The 22,072-nt window shown below is 45.6% G+C and carries 26 protein-coding genes, 3 rRNA genes and 1 pseudogene; 17 read left to right on the top strand and 13 right to left on the bottom strand.

Features of this window, described 5'->3' with window-relative positions; genetic code table 11:
* The first annotated feature begins 126 nt into the window (after window positions 1-126).
* From QUA34_RS02475 to QUA34_RS02450, 6 genes are all read left to right on the top strand, one after another.
* Entirely contained in the window at window positions 127-393 is a 267-nt protein-coding gene (locus tag QUA34_RS02475) for a hypothetical protein (protein ID WP_006634886.1), read from the top strand.
* 92 nt (window positions 394-485) lie between these two features.
* Complete coding sequence (locus tag QUA34_RS02470) at window positions 486-1,190, top strand: hypothetical protein (protein WP_333383848.1); 705 nt, start codon at window positions 486-488, stop codon at window positions 1,188-1,190.
* 59 nt (window positions 1,191-1,249) lie between these two features.
* Window positions 1,250-1,618, top strand: a complete 369-nt coding sequence (locus QUA34_RS02465; RefSeq protein ID WP_333383845.1) for a hypothetical protein — start codon at window positions 1,250-1,252, stop codon at window positions 1,616-1,618.
* 56 nt (window positions 1,619-1,674) lie between these two features.
* On the top strand, window positions 1,675-2,652 hold the full coding sequence (locus QUA34_RS02460) for a hypothetical protein (RefSeq protein ID WP_333383842.1): 978 nt from the start codon (window positions 1,675-1,677) through the stop codon (window positions 2,650-2,652).
* Between the two features lie 76 nt (window positions 2,653-2,728).
* A complete protein-coding gene (locus tag QUA34_RS02455) occupies window positions 2,729-3,808 on the top strand; it encodes a hypothetical protein (RefSeq protein WP_333383840.1) in 1,080 nt (359 codons plus the stop codon).
* 361 nt (window positions 3,809-4,169) lie between these two features.
* Window positions 4,170-4,451 (top strand): YiaA/YiaB family inner membrane protein, encoded by a 282-nt coding sequence (locus tag QUA34_RS02450; RefSeq protein WP_333036187.1) that lies wholly within the window; start codon window positions 4,170-4,172, stop codon window positions 4,449-4,451.
* A 92-nt stretch (window positions 4,452-4,543) separates the two neighbouring features.
* Here the strand turns inward: QUA34_RS02450 and QUA34_RS02445 are convergent, their stop codons facing one another.
* The 4 genes from QUA34_RS02445 to QUA34_RS02430 form a co-directional block, all read right to left on the bottom strand.
* Window positions 4,544-5,014: a ferredoxin gene (locus QUA34_RS02445; RefSeq protein WP_333327121.1), complete on the bottom strand. Its 471-nt coding sequence runs from the start codon at window positions 5,012-5,014 to the stop codon at window positions 4,544-4,546.
* Window positions 5,015-5,091: 77 nt separating this feature from the next.
* Window positions 5,092-5,478 carry a DUF1257 domain-containing protein gene (locus QUA34_RS02440; RefSeq protein ID WP_006634895.1) on the bottom strand — a complete coding sequence of 129 codons (387 nt, stop codon included), beginning with the start codon at window positions 5,476-5,478 and terminating at the stop codon, window positions 5,092-5,094.
* A 39-nt stretch (window positions 5,479-5,517) separates the two neighbouring features.
* The gene (locus tag QUA34_RS02435; RefSeq protein WP_015176940.1) at window positions 5,518-5,727 is read right to left on the bottom strand and encodes a DUF2997 domain-containing protein; all 210 of its coding nucleotides are present in this window, start codon (window positions 5,725-5,727) and stop codon (window positions 5,518-5,520) included.
* 375 nt (window positions 5,728-6,102) lie between these two features.
* Complete coding sequence (locus QUA34_RS02430; protein WP_333383837.1) at window positions 6,103-6,975, bottom strand: ABC transporter permease; 873 nt, start codon at window positions 6,973-6,975, stop codon at window positions 6,103-6,105.
* A 227-nt stretch (window positions 6,976-7,202) separates the two neighbouring features.
* On the opposite strand from QUA34_RS02430, the gene QUA34_RS02425 reads away from it, so the two are divergent.
* Both QUA34_RS02425 and QUA34_RS02420 read left to right on the top strand, forming a co-directional pair.
* Window positions 7,203-8,531 (top strand): pitrilysin family protein, encoded by a 1,329-nt coding sequence (locus QUA34_RS02425; RefSeq protein ID WP_333327125.1) that lies wholly within the window; start codon window positions 7,203-7,205, stop codon window positions 8,529-8,531.
* 475 nt (window positions 8,532-9,006) lie between these two features.
* Window positions 9,007-10,035, top strand: coding sequence for a C39 family peptidase (locus tag QUA34_RS02420; protein WP_333383834.1), 1,029 nt, complete (start codon window positions 9,007-9,009; stop codon window positions 10,033-10,035).
* 216 nt (window positions 10,036-10,251) lie between these two features.
* On the opposite strand, the gene nadC is transcribed toward QUA34_RS02420, so the two are convergent.
* The gene (nadC, locus tag QUA34_RS02415) at window positions 10,252-11,112 is read right to left on the bottom strand and encodes a carboxylating nicotinate-nucleotide diphosphorylase (RefSeq protein ID WP_333383831.1); all 861 of its coding nucleotides are present in this window, start codon (window positions 11,110-11,112) and stop codon (window positions 10,252-10,254) included.
* A 61-nt stretch (window positions 11,113-11,173) separates the two neighbouring features.
* Complete coding sequence (locus tag QUA34_RS02410; RefSeq protein WP_333383829.1) at window positions 11,174-11,323, bottom strand: hypothetical protein; 150 nt, start codon at window positions 11,321-11,323, stop codon at window positions 11,174-11,176.
* Here QUA34_RS02410 and vapB point away from each other — a divergent pair.
* The 5 genes and pseudogenes from vapB to QUA34_RS02385 all read left to right on the top strand — a co-directional run bounded on the left by vapB (window position 11,322) and on the right by QUA34_RS02385 (window position 13,399).
* On the top strand, window positions 11,322-11,558 hold the full coding sequence (gene vapB, locus QUA34_RS02405) for a type II toxin-antitoxin system VapB family antitoxin (RefSeq protein ID WP_333383826.1): 237 nt from the start codon (window positions 11,322-11,324) through the stop codon (window positions 11,556-11,558). The two genes, QUA34_RS02410 and vapB, sit on opposite strands and share 2 nt — an antisense overlap.
* Window positions 11,559-12,048: 490 nt before the next feature.
* The gene (locus tag QUA34_RS02400; RefSeq protein WP_333383823.1) at window positions 12,049-12,255 is read left to right on the top strand and encodes a hypothetical protein; all 207 of its coding nucleotides are present in this window, start codon (window positions 12,049-12,051) and stop codon (window positions 12,253-12,255) included.
* Window positions 12,256-12,444: 189 nt separating this feature from the next.
* Entirely contained in the window at window positions 12,445-12,636 is a 192-nt protein-coding gene (locus QUA34_RS02395) for a hypothetical protein (RefSeq protein ID WP_333383821.1), read from the top strand.
* An 88-nt stretch (window positions 12,637-12,724) separates the two neighbouring features.
* A pseudogene (locus tag QUA34_RS02390) lies at window positions 12,725-13,198 on the top strand (type II toxin-antitoxin system VapC family toxin).
* 3 nt (window positions 13,199-13,201) lie between these two features.
* A complete protein-coding gene (locus QUA34_RS02385; protein ID WP_333383819.1) occupies window positions 13,202-13,399 on the top strand; it encodes a hypothetical protein in 198 nt (65 codons plus the stop codon).
* 80 nt (window positions 13,400-13,479) lie between these two features.
* On the opposite strand, the gene rrf (QUA34_RS02380) is transcribed toward QUA34_RS02385, so the two are convergent.
* From rrf (QUA34_RS02380) to sufR, 7 genes are all read right to left on the bottom strand, one after another.
* Window positions 13,480-13,596, bottom strand: a 5S ribosomal RNA gene (rrf, locus tag QUA34_RS02380).
* Window positions 13,597-13,824: 228 nt separating this feature from the next.
* The gene (locus QUA34_RS02375; RefSeq protein WP_333383816.1) at window positions 13,825-13,998 is read right to left on the bottom strand and encodes a hypothetical protein; all 174 of its coding nucleotides are present in this window, start codon (window positions 13,996-13,998) and stop codon (window positions 13,825-13,827) included.
* A gap of 134 nt (window positions 13,999-14,132) precedes the next feature.
* Window positions 14,133-14,249, bottom strand: a 5S ribosomal RNA gene (rrf, locus tag QUA34_RS02370).
* A 196-nt stretch (window positions 14,250-14,445) separates the two neighbouring features.
* Window positions 14,446-14,622, bottom strand: a complete 177-nt coding sequence (locus tag QUA34_RS02365; RefSeq protein ID WP_333383814.1) for a hypothetical protein — start codon at window positions 14,620-14,622, stop codon at window positions 14,446-14,448.
* Window positions 14,623-14,840: 218 nt separating this feature from the next.
* Window positions 14,841-14,957 (bottom strand): 5S ribosomal RNA (gene rrf, locus QUA34_RS02360).
* A gap of 196 nt (window positions 14,958-15,153) precedes the next feature.
* Window positions 15,154-15,561 (bottom strand): hypothetical protein, encoded by a 408-nt coding sequence (locus tag QUA34_RS02355; protein WP_333323289.1) that lies wholly within the window; start codon window positions 15,559-15,561, stop codon window positions 15,154-15,156.
* A 267-nt stretch (window positions 15,562-15,828) separates the two neighbouring features.
* Window positions 15,829-16,527 (bottom strand): iron-sulfur cluster biosynthesis transcriptional regulator SufR, encoded by a 699-nt coding sequence (sufR, locus tag QUA34_RS02350; protein WP_333323290.1) that lies wholly within the window; start codon window positions 16,525-16,527, stop codon window positions 15,829-15,831.
* 188 nt (window positions 16,528-16,715) lie between these two features.
* Between sufR and sufB the strand changes: the two genes are divergently transcribed.
* The 4 genes from sufB to QUA34_RS02330 all read left to right on the top strand — a co-directional run bounded on the left by sufB (window position 16,716) and on the right by QUA34_RS02330 (window position 22,023).
* Window positions 16,716-18,158 (top strand): Fe-S cluster assembly protein SufB, encoded by a 1,443-nt coding sequence (sufB, locus tag QUA34_RS02345; protein ID WP_333383811.1) that lies wholly within the window; start codon window positions 16,716-16,718, stop codon window positions 18,156-18,158.
* A gap of 292 nt (window positions 18,159-18,450) precedes the next feature.
* Window positions 18,451-19,242 carry a Fe-S cluster assembly ATPase SufC gene (gene sufC, locus QUA34_RS02340; protein ID WP_333323292.1) on the top strand — a complete coding sequence of 264 codons (792 nt, stop codon included), beginning with the start codon at window positions 18,451-18,453 and terminating at the stop codon, window positions 19,240-19,242.
* Complete coding sequence (gene sufD / locus QUA34_RS02335) at window positions 19,239-20,594, top strand: Fe-S cluster assembly protein SufD (RefSeq protein ID WP_333323294.1); 1,356 nt, start codon at window positions 19,239-19,241, stop codon at window positions 20,592-20,594. The genes sufC and sufD overlap by 4 nt, the downstream gene beginning before the upstream one ends.
* Window positions 20,595-20,760: 166 nt before the next feature.
* Window positions 20,761-22,023: a SufS family cysteine desulfurase gene (locus tag QUA34_RS02330; protein ID WP_333383808.1), complete on the top strand. Its 1,263-nt coding sequence runs from the start codon at window positions 20,761-20,763 to the stop codon at window positions 22,021-22,023.
* Window positions 22,024-22,072 lie beyond the last annotated feature (49 nt).

The raw sequence follows: 22,072 nt of genomic DNA, 5'->3' as shown, positions 1-22,072 counted from the left end.
GGTAGGGTTAAAAGTGCAAATTAGCCTAGCTCATACGCTACATATAGCGTCGTCAACTTCAGAGGAGTGAGAAGCGCTGGGCGTCAAAACGCTTGTACGCAGCAAATAAGGAGGAGCAGATCGCAAATGCTGAGAACCTGGACAGACACGCATTACAAGCTCGAAGACGATGACTGGCTATACATCGCCACCCACGAAGAACAAAGCTCAGCCTCACTGGTTTGTCCCGGCTACGCGCGGGATGGCGAAGGCTTCAGCATCCACTTCACCCCAGCGCACTTAGAAACGTTAGAGCATTTGCTCGCCGCGCTGCGGATTATTAAAGCTCAACAAGAGGCGATGCTTGAGTATACCTATCCAGAACCAAAAGCGACAACACATCTCATTAGGTAATCGAAGTTCGGCCACGAGCAATGTACGAGATTTAACGGATTACCAATTACCAATTCCCCGTAAAGCAATAAATAACTAAGGAAAAACGAACAATGACTACTAAAACACAAGAAAGACCTACATTTTCAGTATTTGGTGCCAAACCGAGCAATGCTTTGCTAGTACCAGAAATCCCGATCGCAGTACGTAACAATTGCCAAAGTGGCCAGTGGGCGATCGGCGACACCGACTACGGTTCCAAGTGTTCCATGACAATCCTCAAATTTTCCAAATTCTTCGGCAGTTTAGGTCAAACTTCCCACACATTATGGGGTCAACTGTGGTTTGTCGCAGAAAGCGGCGAATTGCCGCAAGGAGTTGTCATGGTGACCTACATCAAAAACCGGAGCTTGAACGATTTTAACCGTTTGGTAGCATCAGTTCAATCTCGCGGTGTAGAGCCTGCAACAGGAATTTTTATTCCAGAATTTGTCAAACATTCCGGCCAAAAACCAGACGACAGCGGAGTAGTAAAACCGATCAACTACTACAGCTTAAAATGGTCTTGGAACGAGCGGAAAGATTGGGCGGTTATCGACCAAGCCGCAGCAGTTTTGTCCGATTCTAGCAATCAATCGCGGATGATTGACTTAGAAGGAACAAAAGCTATGGTGTGTTTAGATAACCTGCCGGCACAGCAAGTTGCCTGCTTGATGGCTGCTCACGCTAGCGGTGAAAACGATGCTATTGCTTTGAATTCCAACGGCAATATGTCGCTACCGCCAGCCGAAGAGCAATTAACTGCTGACTTGTTCTAATTTTGTTGTAAAGGCGCGATTTAATCGCGCCTTTACCATAACTGTTACAACAGAGTAAAATGAAGAAATTAACCAAGCTGAAAACCAAACCAAACCTGCAAGAAAGCCGTTTGAAAGAGAATCTTGAGCTGCTAGACCAAATTCGGACAGATGCAGTTAACGACCTCGAAAGTCTCACCGAAGACTTCCAGCACATGACTTTAGTAGCCGAATCAGTCCAGCGGAATTACCGAGCTTTGTTAGCCGAAAATCAATTGCTAAAAGGCGCACTTTTGAGTATAATTGATGAGTGCGCCTGCTGGGAAGGAAATCGGTGCGATCGCTGCTGGAAACTTCTCAAAATGCTAGCCAGCGATAATTCAGAAGAAAAACCCGACGCAGCCAGCAAGTACCGTTCCATTCTCAGCCAACTCCGCAACTTAGAATAACTGAGAAAGTCTCACTCAAAAGCCTCAAAAAGTTATAATCAGGAGAAAAAACAATTATGACAGTAGCAACTGCCAAGGATAGCAAAGCCCAAATTTTGCAAAACTTTCAGCAGATTTTAGCCGACAAGAAAAAGATCGAATCCAAAGTCGAAACCAAAGAACAGTCAGCCGAAAAAGCCAAAAACAAACAACTCCTCGAAGTCGCTTCTACCTACACAATTGACAGCATCGTCAAAGGCCTCGCCGACTTGCAATTAGATTTCGGCAGCACCATCAGCGGACTTTCGGAAAAACTGAAGGCGGAATCTTCCAAATTAGACGAATTAAAACGCGCGATCGAAATTGAAGCCCAACAATTGCAAGAGTTGCAGCAAATCCGAGTTGTAGCAGACGCCCTCCACATTTTAACTCAAGAACACCGAGAAAAATTGACCCTGCTAGAACAAAACGCTGCTAACCAACGCGAAGTTATCGAAAAAGACACGACCCAAAAACGCAAAATTTGGGAAAAACAACAGCAAGAATTTGATACAGCAGTTCAAGAAGAGGCTGCACTCATAACTAAAAAGCGTCAGGAAGAAACAGCAGATTATCAATACGAATTACAGCGCACTCGCAAAATCGAAACCGACGAATACGAAGAAACGAAGCGCAAACTAGAACGGGACTTGCAAGAATCTACCCGCGAAAAAGAGAAAAATTGGGTGGAACGGGAAAAAGTCCTCAGCGACAATCAAGCGGAGTTTGAAGAGAATCAAAGAAAAGCCGCCGGATTTGAAGAAGAACTCAAACAGGCTTATGTCAAAGCCAAAGAAGAAGCAATTCAAGAAGTTTCCCGCGAAGCTAAAGTCAAGGCAGATTTAGTGGATAAAGAATGGGAAAGCACTAAGCAAGGATATGAATTGAAAGCGCAATCTCTACAGCAGACAATTGAGCGACAAACCCAACAAATTGCCGAAATTTCCGCGCAACTGCAAGCCACGATGAAGCAAGCGCAAGATTTGGCAATGAAAGCTTTTGCCAGCAAAGCTTAAAACCCAGTAAGGTGTGCAATGCCCATCTTGCGAAAAAATGACAGAAATTTTCCCAACTATTAAGGAATGAAAAGTCATGAACAAAAGAGTTAGCGACAAAAGCACCAAGGCTGAAATTTTAGAAGCGTACAAGGAAGCAGCGCAAGAAAAAGCGCAGCTAGAATCGCAAATCCAACAGCTAAACGCTTCCCAAAAGCAAACAGCCGCCCCAGAAAAACCTATTGTGGAGGCACAAAAACCAATGGCTTTAACTCAAAATCCACAAAAAATGCAGTCCACAATCGACAATTTAATCTTACTGCAATTTAGCTTTGGTGGCGCTGTCAGCGAGTTGTCGGAGAAATTAACTTCGGAAGCTGCTAAAGTCGAAGAATTGCGGCGCACTGTGGGCGAGGAAATTCAACAACTGCAAGAGTTGCACAGTTTAGAAGATGTTGCAGAAGATACGCTGGATAATTTAATTCAACAGTACGAAGAAAGCGCCAAAACTTTTGCTGGCGAACTCAGCGAACAGCGCGAAACTGTTGAACAGGAATTGTTGGAACGTCGGCAAGCTTGGGAAAAAGAGCAGGAACTCCACAAGTTAGCCGTTAAAGAACGCAATGAAAATCACCAAAAAGCTCGCGAGCGTGATGAAGAGTTGTATAATTATGATTTGAATCTTCAGCGAAATCTGGACATCGAAGAATACCAACAGCGCCAGAAAAAGCTGTATCAAGAAATCGAAGAGTTTCAGCAAGAACAGGAGAAACTGTGGGCGGAACGCGAAAAATCTATTTCGGAACGGGAAAAACTTTATGCTGAGGTGAAAGCTAAGGTAGAAGCTTTCCCGAAAGAATTGGAAGCGAATATCAAGAACGGGAAAGATAACGGTCGCAATATTGGCAATTACCAAGCTAAAGTTAAGGCTGATTTGTCTGCTAAAGATATCGAAGGGCAAAAGCAAAATTATGAACTGCAAATTCAAGGGATGTTGCAGACAATTCAAAATCAAGATGCGCGCCTTGCTAGCTTGTCGAAACAACTCGATTCTGCTTTGAAACAGGTTCAAGATTTGGCGGTGAAGGCGATTGAGGGCTCATCGAATTTGAGTTCTTTGCAAGCAGTCAGGGAAATTGCGATCGAACAAGCGAAGACTCAGCAGAAAAATAAGTAGATCTAACTCGGCGGTTGAAACCGGGGCTACACATACCAAGTAGATAAGAGTCGGCGCTTGAAACCGCTCAAAAGTCAAACTCTCGTCAGCGGAGGCGGAGTGGGAAAAGTAAGGTGCCGCCCGGCGCACCTTACCCTATTTTGAGAAAAAACTAGCTTTCCTTAGTGGAGTTTTCCAACTGTCTACTCCCACCCAGTCTTCCTTGAGCCTTAAACCCTATCTACAGCGTTCTAATTTTTAGTCAAAAGCCCGATCGCACTGTTCACTTATCGAAACTGTCCATTCCTCTCCTGACCGCTTCACTCACCCTATCTATTCTTTAAGTTAATGAACCAAAAGATATATTTGACTTAGAGGGACTATGCAGAAACAAATCATACGCCAAAAAGATACTAATGCTTGGATACTTCAGTGCTGGGTTTCTTTTATTCTTGCCCTTTCCGCAACTACTGTAGGTATCATTTACTTACAGGTAGACCCCTGGCAAAAAGCTTTTATGGGTATGGGTTTAACTTTTTCAGTTGGCTCGTCTTTTACTTTAGCAAAAACCATTCGGGATAACAACGAGGCAACAACATTAACGGCCAGAATCGACGAAGCTAGAGTTGAGAAAATTCTCGCTGAGCACCATCCTCTCAAATAAATTAATTATAGAATGTATATAAAAACAGCCCGCGCGGGCTGTTTTCGTTGTTTGAGCCACAGGTTTCAAGCTGCGGATGGGAATTGGGGATTTCAATGGCTACCTTTGAACTGACGATCGCGCAACTTATTCTTTTGGCGCTGGCGAATACCGGCCTTAACTGTTGCCATATCCACCGGAAAACCAACGACAGGCATCACCTGATCCTTGCGTTCTTCTTCCAGATTCTTGAGTTCGGTGTAATCAACCCAGTGAATGCAATTCACCGGACAAGTGTCGATCGCCTCAGCAATCAACTCTTCAGAATCCCCGTCTTGTCGAACTACGCGCGATCGACCGTAATCCGGTTCAATATAAAAAGTATTGCGAGCAACGTGAGCACAGTGCTTGCAGCCAATGCAGGTAATTTCATCAACATAGACACCTTTTTGGCGCAACACACCGCCCAACTCCGGTTCCAAACCAGAGCGATCGGGCGCATCCCGCAAAAATCCTCCCAACTCCGGCTCTAAACCAGAGCGATCAATTGCTGTATCTATTCCGAGTCCAGAAAGCTCAGACATTTAGACCCCCACAATAGTAAATAAGTCCGCACAGGCGGACTTTGATGAAACAAGATTGCAAAAATCTCGAAAAATGATTAAGCGCACCAACGCTGCACCACCAAACGGATAGAACCGTCTTGATTTTGCTTTTGCTCAGAAATTTGGAAACCCTGCTTAGCGCTTTCATTCACCACAGTATGGTAAGCGTAGCGCTGAGTCACCTTATTCAGAAAACGGTCTACAGACCAAGCTTGCTGCCAAAACTGCAAGTCAGCCACCAATTCATACTCAGTCCCGTTCCAGCTAAAACCTACGTCGTAGCCGTTTTTTTGCTCAATTACGACCTCAGCGGTGCTGGTTAGGCCGCGATAGCCACGCACCTCAGTCGGGCCCGACTTCCAGTCGATACCCAAGTCAGTTAAAGCAGCTTCCAAAGAATTCAAATTGCGGATCTGGGTCTTAATTTGGCTAAAATGTGACATGGTGGTTCCAAAAAAATTTAAGTGAACTCAACAAAAAAATTACCAATCGCTAAAAGCCACTTGGGCGGTCGCTTCGGCTGACTGATGCAGCGCTTGCGTGAAATATTCAGATGTTGACTCTTGGTGAAGCACCACGCCGAGCTGAGCTTCAATTGCAGCCGTTACCTCAGCACAGGAAGCACCGACAATGCCGGTGACTGTTTCCTGTACGCGGCCATCTGGATAGATCACAAACTCTAGTGTTTCCATAATCCGGGCTGACTGAATAGGAATAGTGAGACCAGACACCGACACCAGCAAGCCAGGGACGATGCCTCCTGAAGTAGCTTCTTGAGAGTTGGCTGACTGACAAAGCGCTATATCAATTTTGACGAATTGATAGGTTTTGAGTCACAACTTAACAGAACTTATTAATAGGTAGAAGCAATACATCAGTTGTATGTAAAGTTTCGCGTAGATCGTGACAGCAGTCAAGTCAGTCTATTTGATGAGATTTGAGATTGGAGAGTCAGGAAGAAGGAAGAGGGGATGAACGGCAGAGGGCGCAGAGGGCGCAGAGGGAAGAAGGCAGAAGGTAAAAGGCAGAAGGCAAAACGAAAAAGTATAAATTCCCCCACTCCCTCTCTAATTCCCTCTGGGATCTAAAACGTCTCGTAGGCCATCGCCCAAAAGGTTGAAACCAAGAACAGTCAACGTAATCAGCAAACCTGGAAACACGATCGTCCAAGGAGAAGAAAGAGCGTATCCGCCCTTAAAAGCATCAGAAAGCATCGTCCCCAACTCAGGAACCGGCGGCTGTGCGCCCAAACCCAAAAAACCCAAACCGGCAGCTTCTAGTGTCGCCGTACCAGTCGAAAGAGTTGCTTGTACAACTAGAGGCGCGAGACTTCCCGGCAAAATGTGGCGAAAAATAATCCGTAAGTCGCTGGCGCCCAAGGCCTTGACAGCCAAAACAAATTCTTGTTCCCGCAGAGACAGTACCATACTGCGAGTTAAACGGATGTAAATCGGAATTTGCACGAGGCTGACGGCGATAATTACGCTTTGCAGGCTCGGCCCGGTGACGGTAACAACGCCGATCGCCAGTAAAATCGAAGGAAAAGCTAGCAAAATATCCGCCAAAGTGCCGATCGCCATTTCCAGCAACCCCCGAAAATACCCCGCCACCAGCCCCAAAAGCGCTCCCACAATTAAACCCACACCCACAGAAACCAGGCTGACGAGTAAAGATATTCCCAATCCGTGCCACACCCGCACCAACAAATCTCGCCCCAAACCGTCGGTGCCCAACCCATGTTTCGCGCTAGGAGCCACCAAGCGCGACAAATAATCTCGATCGACCGCAGCATCGTAAGGAGAAAGTAGGGGGGCCAACACTGCCGATATCATCAGCGCTACAGTCAAAATTAAGCCGATTTTCCCCGAAGTTGATCGCCAAAATCGTTGAAAAGCTGCTTGTGGAAATACTAAGTTTTTATTCAATCTTCGATTTTCCATCGAATGTTGTCACCAAAAAAACTGAGGACTTGGGCAACTATTAGGATAAATTAACGATCGCGCTCGCAGAAATACGTTAACAGGACTTGCTCCAGGGAAACCAAAAACTCGGTGCGTGCATTACCCTCCATACCCAAAGTCGCATTTTTTGCCCCAAATGCCCAATGCCTGAGCTCTTCCTTAAAGACCCTTTAAGATATAGAGAACAAGATAAATTTAAAAGCCAAATGACATCAACCCTGCTCAAAACCTCAGCCCGATCGCCCCTCAACGCCCCAACAATCCGCCATTTCCCCAACGGCCTCACCGTTATAGCCGAACACTTGCCGGTCGATGCTGTTAACCTCAGCGTGTGGCTCAATTTAGGCTCAGCCGTCGAACCAGACGACATTAACGGCATGGCTCACTTTTTAGAACACATGATTTTTAAGGGAACTCCCAGCATTCCCAGTGGCGAATTTGAGCGCGCGATCGAGCAACGCGGCGCTGTCACCAATGCTGCCACCAGCCAAGATTACACTAACTATTACATCACCACAGCTCCTAAAGATTTTGCCGAACTAGCCCCCCTGCAAGTCGATGTGTTGCTCAACGCCAGCATTCCCGACGACGCCTTCGATCGCGAACGGCTGGTAGTCTTAGAAGAAATTAGACGATCGGAAGACAATCCCCGCCGCCGCACCTATCAGCGATCGATGGAATTAGCCTTTGAAGTCCTGCCCTACAAGCGACCGGTACTCGGCCCGACTGCGGTAATCGAACAGTTGACAGCCCAACAAATGCGGGATTTCCACAGCAGCAGATATCACCCAGGGGCGATGACAGCCGTAGCTGTCGGCAATTTGCCAGTCGATCAACTAATAGAAATTGTCGCAGACAGTTTTGCAGCAAAAAGTACAGCACAAAACAACAAAATAAATGTGCCCGCTGTCGGCAACTTTCACCCCGAAGCCCAAATCCTGAACTACGGCCAAGAGTCGCCGTTTACAGAAACAGTCCGCCGCGAATTTGTAGACTCTGCCCTTCAGCAAGCCCGACTGATCGTGATGTGGCGAGTGCCTGGTTTCATGGAAATGTCAGAAACTTATGCCCTCGACGTTTTGGCGACAATATTGGGTCATGGCCGCACAACTCGCTTGGTTCATGATTTGCGCGAAGAAAAAGGGCTAGTCTCGTCAATTTCGGTCAGCAACATGACTCAGCGACTCGGCGGCATATTCTCAATTTCCGCTCAACTACCGACAGAAAACTTGGCAGCAGTGGAAGCTGCGATCGTCCAACACATCCGCACTCTCCAAACCGAACTGGTGACAGATGCCGAAATTTCCCGCATCCGCACGCAAGTAGCAAATCGGTTTATCTTTGGTAACGAAACTCCGAGCGATCGAGCAAGTTTGTACGGTTACTATCAGTCGATGGTAGGAGATATCGCTCCCGCCCTTAACTATGCCGCTTGCATCCAAGCTCAGACTGCCGAGGATCTCCGAGAAGCCGCCGTAAAATATCTGTCTCCCGATGCGATGGGTGTTGTGGTAATTCGCCCGGACGAAGCATAAATCAGACGATCGCCTCAACAGGGCAATTCTACCATCGCTCTGGTTTTGAGGCATCCAACGCCATTCGGCATTGGGCAGAAACAATGTCAATGGGCATCAGGGATTTTTAGTCAATAGTGCATGAAATTCGATCGGCTCTCGCCTTGAAGGTTTTGTATCAAATAATTAATACAAAGCCTTTAAGGTACGGGCGATCGGCAAAATTACCGTAATTTTATGAGACGATAAACTGGGAATTATTGAGGAGCAAGCAATTTAGTCTAGGGAAACCGGGTTGATCGGCATCGTAATTCTAAAATCTAAAATCTAAAATCGATTGCTCGGCAAAATTACCGTAATTTTATGAGACGATAAACGGGGAATTATTGACGACTCAGCAATGTAGTCTAGGAAAACCGGATTGATCGGCATCGTAATTCTAAAATCTAAAATCTAAAATCTAAAATCTAAAATCGATTGACAGGGGCACGCAAGCATGAAATTACAAAACTTTCTCAACTCAAAAATTAGGTACGATGCCAAAGCAATTGCCGCAGACGACGAACTCAGTGCCCAAATTCAAAGCCGCCTCATTGACTTGGGTTTACTGAAACCTCCCGTAGACGGAATTTTTGGCCCTCTCTCTACCGCCACCCTCCACCGATTTCAAACTCTGATGAAGTGCGGCGAAGCGGGTTTTTTGGGAGCAGTCACAGCCAAAAAGCTGATTGAAACCAAACCAGAGGATATTCCCACACATCCCCTGATCCTGAAAACGCTCAGAGACACTATTTTTAAATCAAAACCGCTGGCGTCTTCTCAACTTCAGGACTCGGAAAAACAAGTAATACCAGCCGGAAAAGAGTTTGAAATCTTGGCTTTTGCCCCGGCTCGCGGTCACATCAGAGTTGCTCTCCGCAACGAGTCTTTCAAAGATTCAGGAATTTGGTATGTTTTCGGAGCACACGCTCAAGTTACTCAAGACAGCGTTCTGTTTTATCCCAAACCGAATCCTCCAACGGTCAGGCTTGGCATTCCTTATCTATCGCAACTGGATAACTTGAATAATCCTACAGGTTCTTGCAATGTAACTTCATTAGCGATGTGTATGGACTTTTTGAGGGTGCCACGGCGCAAACAAACCGGGCAATATGAAGACGAACTTTACGAATATGCGATCGCCAAAGGTTACAGTCGCTGGGACCCCTACGATTTAGCAAAGATTGTTAGAGATTACGGCGCTCAAGATTTCTTTACCGAGAATGCAACTATTGATGACGTTCAAGATTGGCTCGCCACCGGAAATCCTGCTGTCATCCACGGATACTTTACGTCTTTCGGTCACATTATAGTTGCATCAGGCTACGACAGCGAGGGATTCTTCGTCCACGATCCCTATGGTGAGTGGTTAGGAAGTGGCTACGATACAAGTGTCAGCGGTGCCTACTTGCACTATCCCTATCGCTTAATCCGCAGCGTGTGTATGCCTGACGGGAATTTTTGGGTTCATTTTATCTCTAAGTAATTGGGAATGGGGAATGGGGAATTGGGAATTGAAAATTAGCCTTGTTACTACTGACTAATGATACTAAATCCGGGTTCATTAACTTCTTTATCACTAAGCGGTTGAAACCGCTACCAACGCGAGCACACAAACGAATTCCGGGCAACGCGAGACTAAGAGATCAAGAGAGTATTTAACCCTGATTTGATATCACAACAGTCAACAGTCAACAGTCAACTAACTATTAATTTTCATGCTCAAATCCAGCCAAGTTGATCGCGTAATCGGAGCACTGGTAGAAATATAGTCAACTCCGGTTTCGGCTACACTTCTAATTGTTTCTAAAGTAACATTGCCGGAAGCTTCAATTTTTACCCGATCGCTCTTTTGGCGAATTATTGCCACAGCCTGCCGCATCAAATCAAAGGACATATTATCTAACATGATAATATCCGCTTTGTGCTGCAAAGCTGTTTCTACTTCAGCGATAGTTTCGGTTTCAACTTCGATCGTCAGCGGATAGGGGATAGAATTGCGAATTAGGGCGATCGCCTCTGCAATTCCTCCAGCCGCCGCAATGTGATTGTCTTTAATCATCACCGCGTCATCTAATCCCATCCGGTGATTGCAAGCACCGCCGACTTGAGTTGCGTATTTTTCCAACAATCTCAACCCCGGCGTTGTCTTGCGCGTATCCACTAATTGCACGGGCAAATCGGCAATTTTGTCAACATATTTCTGAGTTAAAGTAGCGATGCCGCTCAAACGCATTGCCAAGTTTAATGCTACTCTTTCTCCGGTTAGCAGCGCATCGAAATTGCCGGAAATCTCGGCGATTACTTCTCCTTTTTCGCACAGTTTCCCTTCTGGTACTTGGGGGATGAAACTGAGGCTGCTGTCTAAAAGTTTAAATGTGCGATCGGCAATTGGCAATCCGGCAATGACTCCAGCTTCTTTGACAATCCATTTAGCTGTACCCTGGATGCTGTTTGCAGGAAATAAGGCCGATGTTGTGCGATCGCCCCTACCGATATCTTCTAGTAGCCAGTTGTGCAATAGGGAGTCTAAAACTATCCAAGGCGGTAATATTGCTGTCATGTTTTTGTCAGTTGTTATATCAAGATCATATCTACTAGGAAGAATAGTCGATCGGGGGATTTTAGGCAAGTTGCAAAATAATGAGGGTGTCAGTGCGATCGGGATTTGGGTAGAGTGAGGGCGATCGGGCTAGATCATGGGGTATTCTGTTGCTGACATTGGGTGTTGGTGCTTTAATGGAATAGATAGGGCGATCGCGAGCAGAAACCATGATGCAGCCAGTCATTTTAGAAAAATTAGCAGAACTCCCTGAGTCTCTGCAGACAGAACTGCTTCATTATATTGAGTTTTTGATTGAAAAGCAGGCTAAAAACTCAACTCAACAAAAGCCAACAAAGAAGCGTCGAGTTGCTGGGACAATGAAAGGAATGTTTGTTCTACCGTTGCCTGATGAATTTGATGAGCCGCTTGAGGATATGAAGGAATATGTTAATGCTCATGATTAGATTACTTTAATGTTATTAGTGGGGCGGTAAATTTCAACAAGAGACAACAAATGAACCAAAAAATAAGTATTGAGTTGTTCGATGCCATCGCCAGTGAGTAAATTAGTTCCCTAGGGCGTGATTTAGTTGAAGTGGCACTTGACCAAATTCTAAGTGAAGGTGTATTGCGTGAGATTCCTGTTGTTAACAACATTTATAATTTAGGCAAAGCGACTGTTGCAATTTCCCAGGGGTTATTTATCCAGAAAATGATAAAATTTTTGGGATAGCTACCCAATGTGTCCTCTGAAAAACGTCAAAGTTTCCTTAAATCTATCGATAAAAATCCCCAGAAAAAGCGTGCATTTGAAGAAACTTTATTACTGCTAATTGACCGTGCAGACAGCCTTGAAAAACATCAATTTTAGGACGACTACTCAAGCACCATATCCTCGGAAATATATCCTATGAGGACGCTATGCGATTATCCTTCATAGTCGAGCGTGTATATATGTCTGACTTAAATTACCTAACTAGATTTATAGCTGGTGTTCAGAGTAATCCGAATATTGCTGCCAGCCTTCAAAGTGCTGGATTACTTATTTTTGCTGGGATGGATGGTGGAAATTTGGGTGAACCTTTTTCTGGAGGCGTTGTTTATGAATTAAACGAGTATGGAAAAATGTTATTACAATATGGCTTAGATTCAGCGGTATAGCAATTCAGATACAGCCGATAACTTCGGAATCATAACTAATCTTCATAAAGTTAAATCATTCCCTTGCTTTGATTAGTCATGATGCGGGTTCTGATGCCTATGACCTTCAGCGAATATGGTAATATGGGCAATTATTATGACTATTCGTGATATTATGATGCCAAATTGCAGCCACTTCCAGAATCATTCTTGCCAGAAGTCAGTGACTTCCTCGACTTTGTGATGCACAAGCACCAAAATAGAATAGCTGAACCCCAACTCCCAGACGATATTGCCAAAGCTTGGGCAAAATGGTTCGAGGAAGTCGCTCGCTTGGAAGTAATGACTAATGAGCCTGAGAGCGAATATCAGCAAGTCCTACTCAACAAGTATCGGCAATAAGGTTTAGAGCTATGATCCTATGCGATGCAGGAGTTTTACAACGAGGAATGGTTGGGTTTAAAATGAAGAGGCTATCAACCTATCCCGTATGAGTGAAACCCTCTACATTGAAACCAGCATCTTGGGCTACCTCACAGCTTGATCGACCAAAAACCTAATCCTGGCTGCCAATATCGAGGTCACAAAAGATTGGTGGGAGTATCGCCGCAGTGCTTTCACACTGTACATCTCACAGGCTGTCCTAAACGAGGTAGCACAAGGAGACGCAGAGATTGCGGTTCAACCTATGGAACTCCTTCGCGGTGTTCCATTGCTGGAATGAGATCGAGCTGTCCGAGACTTAGCCGCACAATTTCTTGCACGCAGCAATCTTCCCCCTAAAGCACATATCGATGCAATTCACATTGCAGCAGCAACCGTTCACGGTTTGGATTACCTGTTAACCTGGAACTGCAAGCATATCGCAAACGCTCAAATCCAGGGAAAACTTGCAGAAATCAGCTTTGATTGCGGGTACGAATTACCGATTCTTTGTACGCCTTATGAATTACTAGGAAATTAATTTATGCTGACAGATGAAATCGTAGAAGAAATTCACAAAATTCGTGAAGAGTATGCCAAGTCTTTCAATTATGACTTCTTGGACGCAATATTTGCCGACTTGGAGAAGAAACAAGCTGAAAGTGGCAGAGAAGTTGTGAAATTGCCGCCAAAGCGCCTTCTAGCAGGGCGTTGGAGCAGACGGGGCAAAAATAGTATGTGAAAATATTATGTGAAAATATTATGTGAAAAAACTAAAGCCCTTTTCCGTTGTTGCGGGAAAAGAGCTTTAATTTATTATTAACCTGGCACTGAGCTATTTTACCGGGCAGTGACCCGCCGAGTATCTTCGCCATAGCAACGTTTAACAACCGAGTTCGGGATGGATCGGAGTGGTCCCATTACATCATAAGCACCAGGAAAGCTTTGAAAACTTTTAATCCTGTGTCTGCGTTCAGTTTGATGCGCTGCATCTCTTTTGCTCGACTTAATTACCTTATCAAGTTTTCCCCTGTCTGTCAACCCCTTTATCAAAACTTTTTTTCGATCGCCCGAAACAGCTCGAATTATTTGGGTTTCAGGCCGGGTTTGTGAGTTAAAGACCGATCGACCTTTCACTCACAAATCCAAAAAAGTCGCCTCGACACCCTACTCTCTGCGAATCTTCCCGTCCTTCACAAACCACGCCACAACCTGCTTAACTGTTAATTGTTCGATCGCCCCTCCCGATTCTGTCGCAATTTGCCTCTCATGCCGCAAAGACGCAATTACCAAATTCGTAAAAAAGTTTTCCTTCCTCGCATCAAGTTCGATCGACCACAAATCTGCTGCTGGCCCAGAATATTGAGATTTCTACAAAGGGCCCTAGACGAGCTTTTGTGTAGATGAGTAATAATTCACCAAAAAACTAAAGCCCTTTTCCGTTGTTGCGGGAAAAGAGCTTTAATTTATTATTAACCTGGCACTGAGCTATTTTACCGGGCAGTGACCCGCCGAGTATCTTCGCCATAGCAACGTTTAACAACCGAGTTCGGGATGGATCGGAGTGGTTCCATTACATCATAAGCACCAGGAAAGCTTTGAAAACTTTTAATCCTGTGTCTGCGTTTTGTTTGATGCGCTGCATCTCTTTCGCTCGACTTAATTACTGTATCAAGTTTGCCTTTGTCTGTCAACCCCTTTATCAAAACTTTTTTTCGAGCGCCCGAAACCGCCCCCAATAGCCGAGTTTGACGTATTATTTGCCAGTGTTGCCGATCGACCTTTAACTCACAAGTCCAAAAAAGCCGCCTCGGTTCCCTGTTCTGTGGGAATCTTCCCGTCCTTCACAAACCACGCCACAACCTGCTTAACTGTTAATTGTTCGATCGCCCTTTCGGCTTCTGTCGCAATTTGCCTCAAAGGCAGCAAAGACGCCACCACCAAATTCGTAAAAAAGTTTTCCAAAGTAGCATCAAGTTCGAGCGACCCAAAATCTGCTGCTGGCCCAGAATATTTAGATTTCTACAAAACTGGCACCAAAGACATCTCTAACAATTCTTGTGGGGAGTATAGTTTAGGCATCCTGTGGCCCAAGACTTGCTGTTGTGTAGATGCCTAATCACTCACCAAAAAACTAAAGCCCTTTTCCGTTGTTGCGGGAAAAGAGCTTTAATTTATTATTAACCTGGCACTGAGCTATTTTACCGGGCAGTGACCCGCCGAGTATCTTCGCCATAGCAACGTTTAACAACCGAGTTCGGGATGGATCGGAGTGGTTCCATTACATCATAAGCACCAGGAAAGCTTTGAAAACTTTTAATCCTGTGTCTGCGTTCAGTTTGATGCGCTGCATCTCTTTCGCTCGACTTAATTACCTTATCAAGTTTTCCTTTGTCTGTCAACCCCTTTATCAAAACTTTTTTTCGAGCGCCCGAAACAGCCCCCAATAGCCGAGTTTGACGTATTATTGGCCAGATGGGCCGATCGACCTTTAACTCACAAGTCCAAAAACGCCGCCTCGGTTCCCTGTTCTCTGCGAATCTTCCCGTCCTTCTCAAACCACGCCACGACCTGCTTAACTGTTAATTGTTCGATCGCCCCTCCCGATTCTGTCGCAATTTGCCTCAAAGGCCGCAAAGACGCAATTACCAAATTCGTAAAAAAGTTTTCAAAACTCGCATCAAGTTCGATCGACCCTTTAATACTCTCATCATTCTTAATCCAATCCATCACCTGCCCATTAGTCACCTCAGCCACCGGCAAACCCCTCTCCTCAGAAATTTGCTTGAGCACCCTCAAAGCATAAATTGCCAGCCGTGCCGAAAACTTCTCCTTCGACGACAGCAGCGCCATATCAACTTCGGCACACTCTTCCGGCTTTAAAAAATCTGCTAGCGGTTCCATATATTAGACCTCTTGCAAAAAAAATCTATGTTAGAATTAAAGGTTTTGAGTTTTAGACCTGAGAGCCAACTCATAATTGTCAAGTGCTGATATAACCTGCAATCTGCTCTACTTAAGCCAAACCTTTGATTATAGCATAAAATTATTTTGCAAGAGGTCTATTAAAAATTGGTAATTGCTAATCGGTAATTGGTAATCCCTGACATCCGTGACATCCGTTACACTCATCCGTTGCCGAACTTTCATCCGTGACATCCGTGACATCCGTTAGAAAATCCGTTGCCGAACTTCTTCATTCTTCTTTGCAATCAAATAACCGCAGCGGTGTTCCCCATCAATAATCCAGTGAGTCCGCTCTACAATGCAATCCGGCAAAACCGCTGCAAACATTTCCAACTCATTACCGCAGACACTCGGAAAAGTTTCAGCAACATTAGAAATCGCGCAGTTGTGTTCCATCAACACAAATCGATCGCCCAAACCCGCGCGATCGCACATCCCAACCTCTACCGATTCTACAGGATAACACTCAGCCATATAACCTTCAGCCCTGCGGAGTTCCATTAGCTTAGTCACCCGCTCTTCCAGCGAACCCGCACCCACCAGCCGCCGATACTCCGTCGCCTTGCGCTGCCACTGTTTTCGCAGGATAGTAATCACTTGCTCGCGGCCGACGGTTTCCGCCAAAGTATCCAAGAAAGAGACTGCAAAATCGCCGTAACGATTCGGGAATCGATCGCGCCCCAAACTGGTAAGCTCATAAATGTGCTGCGGCCGCCCCATCCCAGCCTGAACCGACTGATACTGAATCAGCCCCTCCGCTTCCAAATCCTTCAAGTGACGGCGAATTGCCTGCGGGCTGATATCCAAAGACTCCGCCAACTCAATAGCCGTCCCCTGCCCCACCTTGAGCAAATATTGCAGGATGTCTTGTTTCGTGGAAGTCTGCTGAGTAGTCTCCATCATCTTCACAAAAAATTATTAATTTGACTTTGACAATATCACTATTGTTAATGTAGCTTAAAATATAGTAAAGCAACCAAATTGTTGTTTAACTTCCCAGAGCAGTCCAGCAGAACTCGCTCAAGCCCAGACAGGCATTGCCCAGTCTGCCATCCAGAGAGCATTATCTAGAACACTGAACACGCAAAATAATGAGTTCTACCACAGTCAAAACCTTAGTCAACCAGCCCTACAAATACGGTTTCGTCACCGACATCGAGTCAGACACCATCCCCCGCGGCTTGAGCGAAGATGTAGTCCGCCTGATTTCCGCCAAGAAAAACGAACCGGAATTCATGCTGCAATTCCGCCTCAAAGCATACCGCAAGTGGCTGACAATGACCGAGCCCACCTGGCCCCACGTCCACTATCCCGCGATCGACTACCAACAAATTATCTACTATTCCGCGCCCAAACAAAAGCCCAAAAAGCTCAACAGTTTGGATGAAGTTGATCCGACACTCCTAGAAACCTTCGAGAAACTCGGCATTCCCCTCTCCGAACAAAAACGGCTGGGAAATGTCGCCGTCGATGCCGTTTTCGACAGCGTTTCAATTGCCACAACATTTAGAGAAAAGTTAGCCAAAGATGGCGTTATTTTCTGTTCCATTTCAGAAGCCGTCAAAGATTATCCCGAATTAATAGAAAAATATCTCGGCAGCGTCGTACCAGTCGGCGATAACTTTTTCGCAGCCCTCAACTCCGCCGTATTCAGCGACGGTTCCTTCGTTTACATTCCCAAAGGCGTCAAATGTCCGATGGAATTGTCCACCTATTTCCGCATCAACAACGGAGATTCCGGCCAGTTCGAGCGCACCTTAATTGTCGCAGAAGAAAACAGTTCTGTGTCTTACCTCGAAGGCTGTACCGCCCCCATGTTTGACACCAACCAACTGCACGCCGCCGTCGTGGAATTGGTAACAATGGACAATGCCGACATCAAATATTCCACAGTGCAAAACTGGTACGCTGGCGACGCCAACGGCAAAGGCGGCATTTACAACTTCGTGACTAAGCGCGGTTTGTGTCAGGGAGTAAATTCTAAGATTTCTTGGACACAAGTAGAAACTGGTTCCGCGATTACTTGGAAATATCCCAGTTGCGTGTTAGTCGGCGACAACTCGGTGGGCGAATTCTACTCAGTAGCGCTGACAAACAACAAACAGCAAGCTGACACCGGCACCAAAATGATCCACGTCGGTAAAAACACTCGCAGCACGATTATTTCTAAGGGAATTTCTGCGGGAAATTCATCGAACAGCTATCGCGGTTTGGTGAAAATGGGGCCTAACTCTAAAGGCTCTCGTAATTACTCTCAGTGCGATTCCATGCTGATTGGGGATAACGCTCAAGCGAATACTTTCCCTTATATTCAAGTGCAGAACCATACTGCTAAAGTGGAACACGAAGCTTCTACTTCTAAGATTGGGGAAGAGCAATTGTTCTTCTTCGCACAGCGGGGAATTTCCGCAGAAAATGCTATTTCGATGATGATTAGCGGTTTCTGTAAAGATGTTTTCAATCAGTTACCGATGGAATTTGCGGCGGAAGCTGATAAGCTGTTGAGTTTGAAACTCGAAGGAAGTGTCGGATAATTTTCGCGGGCAAGAAACCCTTCCAGGCCGAGTCCATTGGTGACAACTTAAGCCCACCGTCCGCCAGGGAATGAATTCCCTGGCTAATAGCTAAAGTCCTCTAAAGAGGACTAATGAGTTTAAAAATTTTCTTCTCAGTCCTCTTCAGAGGACTTAAGCTTTGAGACAGGGAATTCATTCCCTGGCGGACTATCGGTTTCACGTTAAATTGTCACCAATGGACAGAGCCTAGGAACGAGAAGAACGAGAAGAAAAAACTGTAAAGTGCATTGAGGAATGAGGACAAAAATAGATGATTGTAGAAAATAGTCAAGTGGTGCTATCCGTCCGCGATTTAACTGCGAATGTGGAAGATACCCAAATCCTTAAGGGTTTGAATCTGGAAATTAAATCGGGTGAAATTCACGCGATTATGGGCCCCAACGGTTCGGGTAAAAGCACTTTATCCAAGATATTAGCCGGCCATCCTGCTTATACGGTAACGGGTGGAGAAGTTACTTTTTTGGGTCAAAACTTGCTGGAATTAGCGCCGGAAGAACGCTCTTTGGCGGGCGTATTCCTAGCTTTCCAATATCCTTTAGAAATTCCCGGCGTTAGCAATCTGGATTTCTTGCGCGTGGCTTACAATTCTCACCGCAAACATCGCGGCTTGGAAGAATTGGATGCTTTTGATTTCCAAGATTTAATCGAGGAAAAGCTAGATATTGTCAAGATGAATGATTCTTTTTTAGGCCGCAGCGTAAATGAGGGTTTTTCCGGTGGCGAGAAAAAGCGGAATGAAATTTTACAAATGGCGTTGTTGGAACCGAAATTAGCTATTTTGGACGAGACTGATTCGGGTTTGGATATCGATGCTCTCAAGATTGTCGCCGGCGGTGTGAATCATTTGTCAAATGCTGAAAATTCGATGTTGGTGATTACTCACTATCAGCGGTTGTTGAATTACATTATTCCTGATTTTATTCACGTCATGGAAGCCGGCCGAATTATCTTGACTGGCCCGAAAGAGTTGGCGCTGGAATTGGAAGAGCGCGGTTATGACTGGGTTGTGGAAGAGGAAGCAGCAGGAGTAGGCGCGCGATGATGAATACGCAAGTTGCTAGTAGGGAAATGTTTTTGACTGATTTGGTGAATCAGTGCGGCAAGTTGGAGGCTGCTAATAGCAAAAGTGCGGCCTACGGGTTGCAGGATTTGCGGGATGCGGCGACTGAATACGTGCTTGCTTCGAGTTTTCCGACGGTGAGGGATGAGGAATGGCGCTTTACTGATTTGTCGTCGGTGTTGCAAATTCCTTTTCATATACCCCAGAGCAATCAGTCAAAAGTTAAGCTGGCTGATATCATTATGCCAGTGAAAAATCGGGATGATTTACCATTAAGATTGGTATTTGTCAACGGTTTTTATGCACCGGATTTATCAACGGTGAATTTGCCGAATTTGCCGTTAGCGGAGCCCTCGAAGAGGATCGACTTTTACGCAGGTAATCTATCCAATGTACCCGAAAAATATCAAGGGCGCATCAGCGATGTTTTGAGCAAGCACAGACAGCAAACCGAGGTGTTTACGGCGCTGAATACTGCGGGTTTGGCGGATTCTGCGGTGGTGTTCGTGCCGGCCAATATGTCGATCGACCTTCCGATTCACTTGCTGTTCCTGACAGCACCAGGTGCATCTCCCACGATGTCCCAGCCACACTGCTTGGTCATAGCTGAGCCTGGAAGCAATGTGACGCTGGTTGAGGATTACACAACTATCGGAAATGTCGCTGCATTTACGAATGCTGTAACCGATGTTATGGTCGGCGAAAATGCTACTGTGAATCACGTTCGGCTTCAGCGGGAAGGTGGGGAAGTTGTTCATATCGGCAAAAGTGCGATCGAGCAATCTCGTAATAGCCGTTATACTTGCCATGCTATCAGCTTGGGAGGCAAAATATCGCGGCACAATTTAGAAGTATTTCAGCGCGGCGAAGCCACTGAAACAACTCTAAATGGTTTAACCGTAGCCTTTGGTGAACAGTTATCAGACACTCACAGTGTAATCGATTTCAATCATCCTCACGGTACAAGCCGCCAATTGCACAAGTGCATTATCGGTAACAAAGCTCGCGCTGTATTTAACGGCAAAGTTTTCGTTCGCAAAGCCGCACAATTGACAGATGCCGGACAGTTGAGCCGGAATTTGCTGCTGTCGCCGAGGGCTCGCGTAGATACCAAACCGCAGTTGGAAATTGTCGCCGACAACGTTAAATGTTCCCACGGTGCAACTGTCAGTCAATTAGAAGATGATGAACTTTTCTACTTGCAAAGTCGCGGTTTGGATTTAGAAAGAAGTCGCTATTTGCTAATCGATGCTTTCGCGGCGGAAATGCTCAATCAATTACCGATTCTGGGCGTGGCAAAAATGCTTTCTACCTGTGTGGCTATCCAAGGATAACTCATAAAGATGAGGACACAGAGGACACAGCACTGCTGTGTCCCTACAACATCTTGCACCATTTATAACAGCCTGTAGGGGCGGGTTTCACGAATAATAATTGCCTAAAACCAACAATCTCGTAAACCCGCCCCCACCCAACGACAAATCACTAACTTCAAAAAATATGACACTTATTCAAGAAAAAACACTTGCCTCAAAAGTTCGTGGCGACTTCCCAATTTTGAATGAAAAAGTAAATGGTAAACCGCTAGTTTATTTAGACAATGCAGCTACCTCTCAAAAACCCCTAGCTGTACTCAACGCTTGGCGTGATTACTACGGACAATATAATGCAAACGTGCACCGCGGCGCTCACACTCTCAGCGCCAAAGCCACTGATGCTTACGAAGGTGCTAGAGACAAAGTTGCGGCGTTTGTAAATGCGGCATCGCGGCAAGAAATTGTTTACACTCGCAACGCCACCGAAGCGATTAATTTGGTTGCTTATTCTTGGGGTTTGAGCAATCTGCAAGCCGGAGACGAAATTATCCTGTCGGTGATGGAACACCACAGCAATCTCGTTCCCTGGCAAATGATTGCTCAAAGAACCGGTGCGGTGCTGAAGTTTGTCGAGTTAACGGAAACTAACGAGTTTGATTTGGAACAGTTTAAAACCCTGATTTCCCATAAAACAAAATTGGTGTCAACCGTTCACGTTTCTAATACTTTAGGCTGCATCAGTCCAGTAAAAGAAATCTGCGAAATTGCCCACAGTTTCGGCGCCAAAGTTTTAATAGATGCTTGCCAAAGCGTGCCGCACATGATAGTAGATGTGCAAGCAATAGATTGCGATTGGCTGGTTGCTTCCGGTCACAAAATGTGCGCTCCCACCGGCATCGGTTTTCTGTACGGTAAGCTGGACTTGCTGAGAGAAATGCCTCCGTTTTTCGGCGGCGGCGAGATGATTGCTGACGTATTTTTAGAATATTCAACTTATGCCGATTTGCCGCACAAATTTGAGGCCGGCACGCCTGCAATCGGCGAGGCGATCGCCCTTGGTGCAGCAATCGATTATCTTAGTAACATTGGCATGGATAAGATTCACGCTTGTGAAGCTGAATTAACGGCTTATATGTTCCAACAATTGCGGCAAATTCCAGAAATCAAAATTTACGGGCCACAACCAGACAGCAACGGCGAAGGTAGGGCAGCTTTGGCAGCATTTACTGCGGGAGAAATTCACCCTCAAGACTTGTCTACCATGTTAGATCAGGAGGGAGTCGCGATTCGTTCCGGGCATCACTGCACGCAAGCTTTGCACCGCTATTTGAATATTTCATCGACTGCCAGAGCGAGTTTGTATTTTTACAATACTCGGGAGGAGATTGATGTGTTTGTGAAAGCGTTGAAAGAGACGATCGACTTTTTTGCGGGGATTATGGGATAATTTGGTGAGGTGGGCAAATACCCACCTTGTTAGAACATCGTTGGCCTTT

Origin of the sequence: Microcoleus sp. POL10_C6 (assembly GCF_036701585.1) — a bacterium.
Lineage (GTDB): Bacteria > Cyanobacteriota > Cyanobacteriia > Cyanobacteriales > Microcoleaceae > Microcoleus.
Note: the sequence above shows the minus strand (reverse complement) of the source record. Positions and strands in the feature narration are given on the sequence as shown.